This window comes from Aequorivita iocasae (assembly GCF_016757735.1).
In the GTDB taxonomy this organism is placed as follows: Bacteria; Bacteroidota; Bacteroidia; order Flavobacteriales; family Flavobacteriaceae; genus Aequorivita; species Aequorivita iocasae.
On the sequence record NZ_CP068439.1, the window covers coordinates 969427 to 982572 of the forward strand.

The following is a 13146-nucleotide window of genomic DNA, read 5'->3' on the forward strand; positions in this document are numbered from 1 at the left end:
CTTCGTTATGGATACATTTCTGCGGTTTGATAAAATTGTTTATCTTAGAAGTTCGCAAAAATTTGATATTATGGGAATTAAAAGTTTTATGGGCAAACGGGCAAAGCCCCAAAAAGGTTCTTCGGAAAAAATAAAGGTTTCTGACTATATGACACGCAACCTTACTACTTTTAAACCTGAGCAATCTGTCCTTGAGGTAATTGAAATTCTTCTGAAGAAAAAAATCTCCGGAGGCCCCGTGGTAAACGATAAAAATGAATTGGTCGGAATAATTTCCGAAGGTGACTGTATGAAACAGCTTAGTGACTGCCGCTACCACAACCACCCCATGGAAGATGTAAAAGTGGAACAGCACATGATTAAAAAAGTAGATACCATTGATGGCGAAATGAACGTGCTGGATGCTGCCAATAAGTTTTTGGAATCAAAACACCGACGCTTCCCGATTATTGAAAACGGAAAATTGGTGGGACAGATTAGCCAACGCGATGTACTAACGGCTGCAATGAAATTGAAAGGCCAAACTTGGTAACTATTCCTTTTCCTTAAAAATAATTTCTATCCTTTTATCGGGAATCAACCACATTAGCGCTACTAAAATATACAGTGCTCCCGCAATCCAAATGCTATAAAACGAAGCTATGATTGCAATTATATAAATTATAGGAGATGCTTTTCCCTTTAAGTCTTTTCCCAAAGCTTTTGCTAAAAGTGAATCTTTTCCTTGCACAGCTAAAATTCTATTTTGAAGAATAAAATAAGCTATTGCCGCCATCAATAAAACGACCCCATATAATGCCACGGGCAGTTCAGCAAAATGATTTTCGCCCATCCAGCCAGTAACAAAAGGAATCAGCGAAAGCCAAAACAGCAGATGCAGGTTTGCCCACAAAACTCCTCCACTCACTTTTTTGACCGCATGTAGCATATGGTGGTGATTGTTCCAATAAATACCCAAGTAAATAAAACTTAGTACATAACTTAAAAACACGGGGAGTAATGGAGTCAAATCATTCCAATCGGTTCCGTGGGGCACTTTCAGTTCCAATACCATAATGGTAATTATTATAGCGAGTACACCATCGCTAAATGCTTCCAATCTGTTACTGTTCATAAATCAATTTTATTAAAATTTCTGTTTTGGTAGTTGAAAGTACAAAAATTTTAATGAGAAACCATCATTCATAAATTCTTGATTTACAAAACTATATCCGTTTTCAAACGTTTACAAACAACTATAAACGAAAGTAAATATGTAACAACCAACTAAAATTTATAAGCCGATGTAAGTTTGTCCTGTCGAATAAAAACAACTTCGATAGTATCAATTGTTTAAAATTAAATTTTAGAAATTATGAGCACGCTTAGAAACAAAGTACAGTTGATTGGAAACTTGGGAAACGATCCCGAAATTATCAACCTGGACGGTGGCCGCAAACTGGCAAAATTCAGTATTGCCACCAATGAAACCTACAAGAACCAAAAAGGTGAAAAAATCACCGACACCCAATGGCATAATATTGTAGCCTGGGGAAAGACAGCCGAAATTATTGAAAACTATGTAACCAAGGGAAAAGAAGTTGCCATAGAAGGTAAATTGACCTCACGATCCTATGATGCCAAAGAAGGGGTAAAGCGATATATTACTGAGGTGGTATGTAACGAGCTAGTCATGCTGGGGAGTAAATAAATGACTAGCTAACAAGCCCCCGCTTTTGGTGGGGGCTTATTTTTTTAAAGTTTGAATCGTTATTTTTACAAAAATGGAAACAACTACCCAGCAAAGCAAATTCGATTTGCTCAAAACGCATTTCGGCTACGAGCAATTTCTTCCAAATCAGGAAGAAATTATAAATAATGTTTTGGACCGAAAAGACACCATTGCCATTATGCCTACGGGCGGTGGTAAATCATTGTGTTTTCAATTGCCGGCTTTGACTTTGGAAGGAACTGCTATTGTTATTTCTCCATTAATTGCTTTGATGAAAGATCAAGTGGATGCATTAAAAGCAAATGGTATTTCCGCAGAATTTTTCAATAGTTCCCAACCTTATGAAGAACAGCAGCAGGTTTTAAAAAATCTCCAAAAGGGAGATTTGAAGCTTTTGTATGTTGCTCCAGAAAGTCTGCCGCAGTTAAACTTTATTCTGAATACAATAAAAATCAGTCTTTTTGCCGTTGACGAAGCACACTGCATTTCCAGTTGGGGCCACGATTTTCGGCCAGCATATACACAACTGAAAAGCTTAAAAGAACAATTTCCAAATGTGCCGTTGATTGCCTTGACCGCAACAGCAGACCGAGCCACTCGTGAAGATATTGCAACACAAGTTTCAGTTCCCGAGGCCAAAACATTTATCGCTTCTTTTGATAGACCCAATTTATATTTAGACGTTCGCCCTGGACAAAATCGTAATAAGCAGATTTTAGATTTTCTGAAAAACCATTCTGATGAAAGCGGAATCATATATTGTTTAAGTAGAAAAAATACAGAAAAACTAGCAGCAACTTTAAAAACCAAAGGTTACAAAGCTGAAGCCTATCACGCTGGCTTGACTTCGGAAGAAAGAAATACGGTTCAAGATAATTTTTTGAACGACCGCACGCCAATTATTGTTGCAACAATTGCTTTTGGGATGGGTATCGACAAAAGTAATGTGCGTTGGGTAATCCACTATAATATGCCCAAAAATATTGATGGCTATTATCAGGAAATTGGCCGGAGCGGACGTGATGGCCTGCCAGCGCATACCATACTTTTTTACAGTTTTGCCGACGTTATTATGCTCAGAAAATTTGCCGAAGGCTCTGAAACAGAAACCTATCAATTGGCAAAATTAGAGCGCATGCAACAATACGCCGAAGCCTTGAGTTGCCGAAGAAAGGCCCTGCTCGGCTATTTTGGCGAACACATCACAGAAGATTGCGGCAATTGCGATATCTGCAAAACGCCACCAAAATATTTTGACGGCACGCTTATCGCCCAAAAAGTTTGTTCCGCGGTAGCGAGATTACAGGAACAGGAAGCGTGGGGGATGGTTTTGGACGTACTTCGCGGTTCACAAAACGCACAAGTTTACGACAAAGGATATCAAAAAATCAAAACCTTCGGCGCGGCAAAAGATATTTCGTGGCGCGATTTACAGCAGTATGTTATCCAACTTTTAAATCAAGGCATCTTACAAATCTATTTTCATGAAAACGGACGATTACTGTTAACACCATTAGCTAAAAAAGTTTTGTTTGAAGGGAAAAAAGTGCGATTAGCCAATCTTCTGCAAGAAAAAGAGCAGGTTGCGGTAGAAAAAGTAAAAAGGAAACGTGCCGAACTTTTCGATAAACTGAGGGAACTTCGCTTGAAGTTGGCACAAGAAATAAACAAACCTGCCTTTGTGGTTTTCAGTGACGCTTCTTTGGAAGATATGGAAAATAAAAAACCTCGAACCCGTGAAGAATTTGCAGAGGTTTCCGGAGTTGGTGAAGCCAAGCTTGAAAAATATGCAGACGATTTCCTAAAAGTTATCAATCGGCATTTGGATGGTCTGGAGAGCAATCTACCAACCCACGAACGCAGTTTTAAAATGTTTGTGGAAGAAAATTTTTCTCCGTCCGAAATTGCAGCTAAACGTGGTCTTTCTGAAGATTCCGTTTATGGACATTTCATAAAAATGCACCAATCGGGAATTGATTTCGACTTTTCACAATTCATTTCTTCCGATGAAATTCAGCAAATAAAAGATGCTGAAAAAACACTTGAAAATCCAGAAGCGCTGAAACCTTATTTTGAATATTTTGAAGAAAAAATGCCTTATTGGAAGATAAAACTCGGATTGTACGTGTAAAATCCATTCACTAAACATTTGGAAATTAGCCAAAAAATTACCGCATATTTACACCACAATGAAAAACACTAATTTACATAGTGCACCCATCGGGCTGATTTGTCACTGTGGTATCCGTGATGTGATTTTGACCGGTGAAATGAAGGCGTGAAGAAACAGCTTCAACTAGAAGCTTGTTGAACACTGCCAAATTGATAGAAGAAAACGAAATGCTTTACAAATTGAAATAGATGGAATTTGTGGAATCTCCGGCAAAATTAGCGAGATCACAGTTTCCAGAAACGAAGGTGTGGCAGTTTAAGGAAATATTTGCCACTGGTAAATAACCGACTAAAAAGGTCGTCCAAATGGGCGGCCTTTCTTTTTAAATACTATGGGTTTGTTCGTTGTGGAAAGATTTTTTCAGCCACAATTTCTTGGAGTAAAAGGTAATTCGAATTCCAAATAAAAGAATAACTCCGCCCAAAATCATCTGTAAACTTACTTCTTCCCCAATAAAAAGCCACGCCAAAATAGTAGTCAAAACTGCCTGTCCCAAAAGACTAACAGAAACCCGTGTTGCCCGCATATGTTTGGTTGCATAGCCCAAAAGTAGCCACGCCAATAATTGGCAAACTACGCCTTGAATCACCAAAACAAACCAGCCCATATTGCTGAAACCAGAAAATGGTTGACCGATAAAATAACTTAAAATCGCCAAGAAAAACGCTGAAGAAAGTGTACTAATCGTGATAAAGGGAAGCACCTCAACTTTATAAAGCACATATTTGCTCAATAACATATAAACGGCATAAAACACTCCCGAAAGTATTGCAAATACAAAGGCCAGGTCAAAATCCATTTCCACAAAAAACCGAAAACCCACCAACATAATCATTCCAAAAATGGCGATAACCGTGCCTATCCAAAAATTGACCGTCGGTTTATTTTTTAAGAAGAAAAACGCGCCAATACCCACCCAAACTGGTGAAAGATTAGTGAGCAGTGTAGCCTGTGTAGCCGTAGATTCTTGGATAGCGATATTCCACACTGCAACATCTCCGGCGAAAATAGCACCACAAAGAACGGTTAGCAAGAAAATCTTTAAAGATGGAATTTTCATTTTTCCACTTAAAACTGTAAAAGGAACCAATAGTGCCGCGGCAATTGCCATTCTATAAAACGCCGAAATTACACCCGGCGACAAACTGAGTTTTACCAAAATGGGGAAAATGGAAATACAAACTATTCCAATGACAAGGGCAATTCTAGGCTTTGTCATAAAAGTGAAATTGAGAAGGTTATAATAAAAGCCGCAAAATTAGGCTTTAAAAGCTATCTATTGATGACTTAAGTCAATATTAAAGAATAATTAACGCGTTTCTAAATGGTGCAGTTTTAGTTGAATGCGTTTTCTTTCCACATCCACATCAAGCACTTTTACAACAATTTGTTGATGCAAATGCACGTGCTCGTTTACATCCTTCACAAAAGAATCTGAAAGATTTGAAACGTGAATCAAGCCACTTTCCTTTATTCCAATATCCACAAAACAGCCGAAATTGGTAATGTTGTTCACGATTCCGGGAAGCAATTGTCCCTCCTGTAAATCGTTTATAGTTTTAATATTTTGGTTGAAAGTGAAGACTTTTGCCTCCTCGCGAATGTCAAGTCCGGGTTTTTCAAGTTCCTTTATAATATCTTTTAAAGTGGGAAGTCCAATTTTTTCTGAAATGTATTTTTCCAGATTTATTTTCTGAAGAAGTGCTTTGTTTCCAATCAATTTCAAAATTTTTATCTTTTCGTCCTTCGCCATTTTTGAAACAACAGCATAACTTTCCGGATGCACCGAAGAATCGTCCAGCGGGTTTTTTCCATTTTTAATACGAAGAAATCCCGCGGCTTGCTCAAAAGCTTTCCCGCCCAAACGAGGTACATTTTTTATTTCGTCCCGAGAATTAAATGCGCCGTTTTCTTCACGATAATTTACTATATTTTCCGCCAGTTTTGGACCGATGCCAGAAACGTAACTCAAAAGCGGAACGCTTGCCGTATTTATATTTACCCCCACGGCGTTCACGCACAGTTCTACCGTTGTATCCAGCGAACGCTTCAACTTGGTTTGGTCTACATCGTGCTGATATTGCCCAACGCCTATGGATTTTGCATCAATTTTTACCAACTCTGCCAATGGATCCTGCAAACGTCGACCGATGGAAACCGCGCCACGAACGGTAACATCGTAATTCGGGAATTCGTCGCGCGCAATTTTTGAAGCCGAATAAATGCTTGCTCCGGCTTCGCTAACTACAAAAACCTGTATTGCATTTTTAAATTGGATTCGTTTTATGAATTGTTCCGTTTGACGCGAAGCGGTTCCGTTGCCAATGGCGATTGCCTCAATTTTATGGGCATCGGCCAGCGAACTTATCTTTTTCATCGCGATTGAAACATCACTTTTTGGCGGATGCGGAAAGATGGTTTCGTTGTGTTGCAAATTTCCCTGTGCATCGAGACAAACCACCTTGCAGCCCGTTCTAAAACCGGGATCAATTGCCAATACCCGCTTTTCTCCCAAAGGAGAGCCCAATAAAAGTTGCTTTAAGTTTTTAGCAAAAACATTGATTGCGGTTTCATCTGCTTTCTCTTTTGCTGCAGAAAGTGCTTCGTTTGAAATCGCTGGAAACAACAGTCGCTTGTAACTGTCTTCAATGGCAAGTTTTATTTGTTGGGAAGCGGCATTATTTGATTTTATGACGCGCTCTTCAATTTTAAAAAGTGCCTTCTCATCATCAATTTCAATTTTTTGGCGAATAAATCCTTCGGAAGTTGCACGTAGAATTGCCAGTAATCTGTGAGATGGAATTCTATTTAAAGCTTCACTCCAATCGAAATAATCTCTGAATTTCTGAGCTTTTTCGTCATCTTCAAACTTCTTTACAACTTTAGTTGAAATCACTGCAAAACGTTCTATTTGATTTCGAAGCATATTCCGAATATCGGTGCGCTCGTTGATCCATTCGGCAATAATGTGGCGGGCGCCTTCCAACGCGTCCTCTTCGGAATTTACATCGCCATTCACATATTTTAAAGCGATTGAAGAAATATCGGAAGCATTCTGCGCCATTATAATTTTCGCCAATGGCTCCAAACCGTTTTCGCGCGCAGTATCAGCTTTTGTTTTTCGCTTCTTTTTGTAAGGTAGATACAAATCTTCCAAGGCGATTAAATCTGTCGTCTCCTCGATTTTTTGCTGAAGTTCTGCGGTCAAAACCTCCTGCTCTTCCAACGATTTTAGGATAGCAGCTTTTCGCTTTTCCAACACTTCAAATTGCTCTTTGAATTTTACGATTTCGGCAATTTGAACCTCATCGAGATTTCCCGTCAATTCCTTTCGGTATCGGGAAATGAAGGGAATGGTACAATCTTCGTTTAAAAGTTTTACGGTGTTTTCAACACTTTTTTGGGGGAGATTGGTGTGGGAGGTTATGTAATAGAGAAGCTTTAGCATCGAAAATTTTATTCTGAAAATTTAAAAAGTTCGTAAGCATCAGTTTCCTCATTATACTTACCGTATACAAAATAATCGTTCATTTTAAATAAATTTTCCGCCCTTGCTTTTGGGTGCCTTAAAGTGTAAATTTTTATTTTATCAAAAATGTTTTGGGGGACCCTGCCTCCGTGGTGAACGAAATTAATATCAAAAAGACATTCTATTCGTATTGACTTATTATGCTTATAGGAATTAAAGGAATAGAATACTGGATTAAAGGAAAATGAGGTTGTCCCCGGTACATTAGGAATTACTCCCCCAAAACCACTCATCATTGGACCTCCGTAGTTATTTGTAATTTCCTTATTACCGCCCATTGTAATTTGATATCCATTGTTGGTGGATATTACCGCCACACCGATATCTTCTGAAGAAATTTTTCTTAAAAATTGTGAAGTTTTATCCAGTTCCCTAAATTCTTCTGAAAAAAATGAAGTGCCTTCTTGTATAATTGGACTATTCTTAAAAGTTATTTCTTCATTTTTAGAAAGGGAAATTTTTTTTATCTCTTCCTTGGTGTCAATATTTTTAACTGTAAAAACCAACGTATCCTTTAATCCACTTATTTGATAAATTTTGTCTTCATACAAATATGAATTGGACGCGGGAGTAAATCCATCTGAAGAGAATTGTTCCTTTTCAACTGCTTTTAAATTAACCGATAAGTCAGGAACTGTAAATTCAAAGATATATGTGTATAGCATCCCGCCATCAATGGTTAGAATAAATTTTTCATTTCTATCATAAATTTTACAAGAATTGCTGGTAATGCTAATATCATTTGGATTCGTTTCTTCTATTTTTACTACCGCACCTTGAGTTACAAATTGTTCTCGCTCAGTCAGAAACTCATCAAGTTTCACACGATTATTTTTTCTATCTCCAAAAAATCTATCATTAAAATCGAACGATTTTTTGTTGAATTTACCTCCGTGATCAAACACATATACATTTAATTGTGAGCTTCTTCTACTTACAGTCAGTATGTAAAATTTATTTTTATTACTATGGGACTGTAGATAAATTTCATGGTCAAGTTTAAAATTATATTCAGTCTCTACGCTTGCATTTCTATCAAAATCAAAAAGAATACTCCCAAAATTTCGGTTGTTTTGATTCTTTAGAAATAGTCTAATTTGGCCATTTTCAAGTGTGTTACCAATGATTTCAGTATAAAGTTTAGGCAATCCATTTGATGCAAATTTTCCCAAAGGCTCTAAATTCTGGGAATATAAATAACCATTTAACGTTTTGTCATCATCGAGAAAAATTGCAAAGGTTTTATTTTCCTCATCAACTACTGCAAACGCCTCATTGGGCGCTTTACGCCTAGTTTTTAAATCATTTTTGATTGAAAGTAATGGTTCCTGTGAAAAAACATTTGCCGAAATTAAAAAGGAGAAAACAATTAATTTTAAATTCATTGAAAATTATTTTATGATTAATTTATCATCGCCCCATTCTCAACCCCTTCCTCTCCAGGGTTTACAAAAACAAGTTTCCCTTCCGCATTTTCAGTCATTAAAATCATGCCTTGGCTTTCCACGCCACGAAGCGCTCGCGGTGCAAGATTTGCCAAAACGGTTACTTTTTTCCCGATGATTTCTTCAGCCTTAAAACTTTCCGCAATACCGGAAACAATCGTTCGTACATCGATTCCCGTGTCAACTTTTAAAACCAAAAGTTTATCAGCTTTTGGCATTTTTTCGGCTTCAATAATGGTGCCCACGCGCATATCAAGTTTTGCGAAATCGTCGTATTGGATGGTTTCTTTTTGAGGCGTTACTTTTTTGTGTGCTGCTTCATTCATTTTTTTACTCGCTTGTAGTTTATCTAATTGTTTTTGAATCTGTTCGTCTTCAATTTTACTGAAAAGTAATTCGGCTTTATTTATTTTATGGCCTTGTTTCAGCAATTCTGATTTTGAAGACACGTCGTTCCACCCTAACGAGGTCTCGACTGCGCTCGACCTGACATTGAGCATATTTTTCAATTTATTTGAAGTAAACGGCAAAAACGGTTCACTCAAAACTGCCAACGCAGAAGTAACCTGCAGCGCAACGTACATCACCGTTTTTGTACGTTCTTCATCAGTTTTTATGGTTTTCCAAGGCTCTTCGTCTGCCAGATACTTATTTCCAAGGCGGGCAACATTCATCAATTCTGCCTGTGCTTCGCGGAAACGGTAGCGTTCCAAGGAACTTGCAATCACCGCGGGATAGGCTTTCAATTCTCTTAAAACCTGTTCGTCAATTTCTGAAAAAGTTGCTGGTTTAGGTACAATTCCTTCGTAATATTTATCGGTCAAAACCATCACTCGGTTTATAAAATTTCCGAAAATAGCAACCAATTCATTATTGTTTCTCGCCTGAAAATCGGCCCAGGTAAAATCGTTATCCTTTGTTTCTGGGGCATTTGCAGTTAAGGCATAACGCAAAACGTCCTGCTGGTCTGGAAAATCCTCCAAATATTCGTGCAACCAAACCGCCCAATTTTTACTGGTTGAAATTTTATTTCCTTCCAAGTTTAAAAATTCATTTGCCGGAACATTGTCCGGCAGAATATAACTTCCTTCAGCCTTCAGCATCGCTGGAAAAATGATGCAATGGAAAACAATATTGTCTTTCCCAATAAAATGAAGGAGTTTGGTGTTTTCATCTTTCCAATAATCTTTCCAATTTTTGCCTTCGCGCTCCGCCCATTCCTTAGTTGAAGAAATATAACCGATTGGCGCATCAAACCAAACGTAAAGCACTTTTCCATCAGCACCTTTTACGGGCACGGGAATTCCCCAATCGAGGTCGCGGGTCACGGCACGTGGGCGTAAACCATCGTCAATCCAGCTTTTGCATTGACCCAACACGTTGGTTTTCCAATCTTTTTTATGGTCAACGAGAATCCATTCCCTTAAAAAATCTTCGTAGCGATCCAAAGGCAAAAACCAATGTTTTGTTTCTTTTAAAACAGGCTTATTACCAGAAATTACACTTCGCGGATTTATCAAATCTGTAGCATTGTGGCTGGTTCCGCAGTTTTCACATTGGTCGCCGTAGGCTTCTTCGTGACCACATTTTGGACAAGTTCCCACAACAAAACGATCTGCCAAAAACTGATTGGCTTCCTCGTCAAACAATTGCTCGGTCACTTCCTCTATAAATTGGCCCGCATCATACATTTTCTTAAAAAATTCAGAGGCGGTTTTATGGTGGATTTCAGCCGAAGTGCGCGAATAATTATCAAATGAAATCCCAAAATCTTCAAAACTTTTTTTGATGATTGCGTGATATTTATCAACCACTTCCTGTGGCGTAATGCCTTCCTTTTTCGCTTTCAACGTAATGGCAACGCCGTGTTCATCGCTTCCGCAGATAAAGGCCACATCCTTCTTTTGAAGTCGCTGAAAACGCGCATAAATATCTGCGGGCACATAAACACCCGCCAAATGGCCAATGTGAACAGGTCCATTCGTATAAGGCAATGCGGCGGTAATAGTATATCTATTCTTGTTCAGATCCATAATTTTTTTTGAAAGCCTGCCAAAATGAGGCAGGCAGGCACAAAAGTACATATAAATGTAGTAATTTGTGGTTTTAATTAGATTCATGATTACACCAAGTAAACTTCAAATTGGCGATTGCATTGGCATCGTTTCCACTGCACGGAAAATTTCAAAAGAAGAATTAAAACCTGCACTTCAATTATTGGAAAAATGGGGATTGCAATATGTTATGGGAAAAACAATTGGTGCCGAAGAAAACCAATTTGCCGGACACGACGATTTGCGTGCGGAAGATTTTCAAAAGATGATGGACGATCCCAAAATAAAAGCTATCTGGTGTGCCAAAGGAGGGTACGGCACAGTTCGGATTTTGGATAAATTGGATTTTTCAACATTAAAAAAATCCCCGAAATGGGTAATTGGCTACAGCGATGTTACCGCTCTGCATTCACACATACACAATCTCGGTATTGAGACGCTGCACGCCCAAATACTTCAAAATCTTGAAAACAAATCAGAAGAAACATCGGCTTCCATTAAAAATATTCTTTTTGGAAATCCATACAAAATAGATATTGAATCCACGGCGAAATTAAATAGGCCAGGAAAAGCCGAAGGAATATTGGTCGGCGGAAATCTTTCACTTTTGTATTCGCTCTGCGGAAGTAATTCAGCATTAAAAACGGAGGGCAAAATTCTTTTTATTGAAGATTTGGATGAATATCTGTACCACGTTGATAGAATGATGATGAATCTGAAACGAAACGGAATGCTACAAAATCTCGCAGGTTTGATTGTAGGCGGAATGACCGATATGCACGATAGCAAAATTCCCTTTGGTAAAAATGCGGAAGAGATTGTTTATGACGCGGTTTCCGAATATAATTACCCCGTGTGTTTTAATTTTCCCGCGGGCCATATTGATGATAATAGAGCATTAATTTTGGGAAGGAAAATTGAATTGGATATTTCAAAAAGGGAAATTACCTTAAGCTTTAAGCTGTAAACTTTTAACTTATAAAATGGCCACCCATAACGAACTCGGAAAAATAGGTGAAGAAATAGCCGCGCAATATTTGCTTAAAAGCGGTTATAAAATCCTTCGCCGTAATTTTTATTTCGACAAAGCTGAGATTGACATCATTGCACAAAAGGAAGAGGATACAATCGTAATGGTTGAAGTAAAAACCCGTAACAGTGCATTTTTTGGTGATCCGCAAGATTTCGTAACAAAAAACAAAATCAAACTTTTGGTAAAAGCCGCCAATGAATATATGGTTTCCAACGACTTAAATGCGGAAGTTCGTTTTGATATTATTGCCGTTCTAAAAAACCAAAAAGAGGAAAAGTTGCAGCACTTTGAGAATGCTTTTTACCATTTTTAATTATCCTTTTACATTTTCCAGCGACTCATTTTTTATAAGGTCCTCTATTTTAAAAAGGAGAATAATCTGTAGAATAGTAGCCGGAATCAAAAAAGTCAACGCCAACCAACCCATAAAAACCATGGTCAGCAATATACCACTCACAACTTGGAAGCCACCGGCGACTTCGGAAATTTTACCAAAGGGCATTTTCAAACGCATTAATCCAAATCCAAAGATAATACCGGCAATTCCATAAAAAATAGATTGGACCATTATAAAATAATCGGTATAAAATGGTTCAAAATAAAGTGAAACCATATCATAGCCATAAAATAAAATGGAGGTTCCAATCAAAAAGAAAGCCCCGATTTTCAATAAATAAATATTGAAAATTTTGCCGCTTAAAACAAAGCCCCATAAAAAATAAATGTCTGCAAGCAGTACTATAAATTTCATACTTATGTAAGCTGCCTTCGGAATAATGAGCTCCCCTTCCTGAAATCTGGCATAATCAATAGCAATTTCCACGAAGCCTGATAGGAAGTAAATGATACCGCAAATCCATGCCAGTTTTATGTAAAAAATAGAAAAGCCAATCTCTTTTAAATTGAAATTTTCAAATGGAGAAGTTTCGGGTTCCTGCAGATTTTCCAAATCTTCGCCCAAGACATTTAAAATTGTTTTTAAGGTAAACGTGCGTGGCATTACTTCGCCAGCTTCAATACGCTGAATGGTCCGCACGTTAATGTTGCATTGTTCAACAAGTTCTTCCTGCGTAAAACCTTTTTGCTTGCGGAGTTCTAAAATTTTCCGACCGAGTTCTGGTTGTTTCATTTTGTAAAAATTTATGAAGCAATAGTACGATGGCAGTAAAGATAGTGCAATATTTTCGACGGAATTTCACCC

11 protein-coding genes and 1 pseudogene are annotated in these 13146 nt (G+C 37.9%); 6 read left to right on the forward strand and 6 right to left on the reverse strand.

What is annotated here, in order from left to right; translation table 11 throughout:
* Nucleotides 1–70: 70 nt before the first annotated feature.
* Nucleotides 71–532, forward strand: coding sequence for a CBS domain-containing protein (locus JK629_RS04565; protein WP_202337439.1), 462 nt, complete (start codon nucleotides 71–73; stop codon nucleotides 530–532).
* On the opposite strand, the gene JK629_RS04570 is transcribed toward JK629_RS04565, so the two are convergent.
* On the reverse strand, nucleotides 533–1114 hold the full coding sequence (locus JK629_RS04570; RefSeq protein ID WP_202337440.1) for a TMEM175 family protein: 582 nt from the start codon (nucleotides 1112–1114) through the stop codon (nucleotides 533–535).
* A gap of 240 nt (nucleotides 1115–1354) precedes the next feature.
* On the opposite strand from JK629_RS04570, the gene JK629_RS04575 reads away from it, so the two are divergent.
* The 3 genes and pseudogenes from JK629_RS04575 to JK629_RS15680 form a co-directional block, all read left to right on the forward strand.
* Nucleotides 1355–1690, forward strand: coding sequence for a single-stranded DNA-binding protein (locus tag JK629_RS04575; RefSeq protein WP_202337441.1), 336 nt, complete (start codon nucleotides 1355–1357; stop codon nucleotides 1688–1690).
* A 73-nt stretch (nucleotides 1691–1763) separates the two neighbouring features.
* Entirely contained in the window at nucleotides 1764–3842 is a 2079-nt protein-coding gene (recQ, locus tag JK629_RS04580; RefSeq protein ID WP_202337442.1) for a DNA helicase RecQ, read from the forward strand.
* A 143-nt stretch (nucleotides 3843–3985) separates the two neighbouring features.
* Nucleotides 3986–4168, forward strand: a pseudogene (locus JK629_RS15680) (slipin family protein); the annotation flags it as partial.
* Nucleotides 4169–4206: 38 nt separating this feature from the next.
* Here the strand turns inward: JK629_RS15680 and JK629_RS04585 are convergent.
* The 4 genes from JK629_RS04585 to metG all read right to left on the reverse strand — a co-directional run bounded on the left by JK629_RS04585 (nucleotide 4207) and on the right by metG (nucleotide 10891).
* Nucleotides 4207–5103, reverse strand: a complete 897-nt coding sequence (locus JK629_RS04585; RefSeq protein WP_202337443.1) for a DMT family transporter — start codon at nucleotides 5101–5103, stop codon at nucleotides 4207–4209.
* A gap of 90 nt (nucleotides 5104–5193) precedes the next feature.
* On the reverse strand, nucleotides 5194–7332 hold the full coding sequence (locus JK629_RS04590) for a Tex family protein (RefSeq protein WP_202337444.1): 2139 nt from the start codon (nucleotides 7330–7332) through the stop codon (nucleotides 5194–5196).
* 8 nt (nucleotides 7333–7340) lie between these two features.
* Nucleotides 7341–8798 (reverse strand): hypothetical protein, encoded by a 1458-nt coding sequence (locus JK629_RS04595; protein WP_202337445.1) that lies wholly within the window; start codon nucleotides 8796–8798, stop codon nucleotides 7341–7343.
* Nucleotides 8799–8815: 17 nt separating this feature from the next.
* The gene (metG, locus tag JK629_RS04600) at nucleotides 8816–10891 is read right to left on the reverse strand and encodes a methionine--tRNA ligase (RefSeq protein WP_202337446.1); all 2076 of its coding nucleotides are present in this window, start codon (nucleotides 10889–10891) and stop codon (nucleotides 8816–8818) included.
* Nucleotides 10892–10976: 85 nt separating this feature from the next.
* On the opposite strand from metG, the gene JK629_RS04605 reads away from it, so the two are divergent.
* Nucleotides 10977–11879, forward strand: coding sequence for a S66 peptidase family protein (locus JK629_RS04605; protein ID WP_202337447.1), 903 nt, complete (start codon nucleotides 10977–10979; stop codon nucleotides 11877–11879).
* 16 nt (nucleotides 11880–11895) lie between these two features.
* Nucleotides 11896–12258: a YraN family protein gene (locus JK629_RS04610; protein WP_202337448.1), complete on the forward strand. Its 363-nt coding sequence runs from the start codon at nucleotides 11896–11898 to the stop codon at nucleotides 12256–12258.
* Here the strand turns inward: JK629_RS04610 and JK629_RS04615 are convergent, their stop codons facing one another.
* Complete coding sequence (locus JK629_RS04615; RefSeq protein WP_202337449.1) at nucleotides 12259–13074, reverse strand: helix-turn-helix domain-containing protein; 816 nt, start codon at nucleotides 13072–13074, stop codon at nucleotides 12259–12261.
* Between the last annotated feature and the right edge of the window lie 72 nt (nucleotides 13075–13146).

Coding starts and splice junctions, on each gene's coding strand:
- JK629_RS04610 (WP_202337448.1), top strand. CDS start 11,896: ATGGCCACCCATAACGAACTCGGAAAAATAGGTGAAGAAATAGCCGCG.
- JK629_RS04565 (WP_202337439.1), top strand. CDS start 71: ATGGGAATTAAAAGTTTTATGGGCAAACGGGCAAAGCCCCAAAAAGGT.
- JK629_RS04605 (WP_202337447.1), top strand. CDS start 10,977: ATGATTACACCAAGTAAACTTCAAATTGGCGATTGCATTGGCATCGTT.
- JK629_RS04570 (WP_202337440.1), bottom strand. CDS start 1,114: ATGAACAGTAACAGATTGGAAGCATTTAGCGATGGTGTACTCGCTATA.
- JK629_RS04595 (WP_202337445.1), bottom strand. CDS start 8,798: ATGAATTTAAAATTAATTGTTTTCTCCTTTTTAATTTCGGCAAATGTT.
- JK629_RS04575 (WP_202337441.1), top strand. CDS start 1,355: ATGAGCACGCTTAGAAACAAAGTACAGTTGATTGGAAACTTGGGAAAC.
- JK629_RS04590 (WP_202337444.1), bottom strand. CDS start 7,332: ATGCTAAAGCTTCTCTATTACATAACCTCCCACACCAATCTCCCCCAA.
- metG (WP_202337446.1), bottom strand. CDS start 10,891: ATGGATCTGAACAAGAATAGATATACTATTACCGCCGCATTGCCTTAT.
- recQ (WP_202337442.1), top strand. CDS start 1,764: ATGGAAACAACTACCCAGCAAAGCAAATTCGATTTGCTCAAAACGCAT.
- JK629_RS04615 (WP_202337449.1), bottom strand. CDS start 13,074: ATGAAACAACCAGAACTCGGTCGGAAAATTTTAGAACTCCGCAAGCAA.
- JK629_RS04585 (WP_202337443.1), bottom strand. CDS start 5,103: ATGACAAAGCCTAGAATTGCCCTTGTCATTGGAATAGTTTGTATTTCC.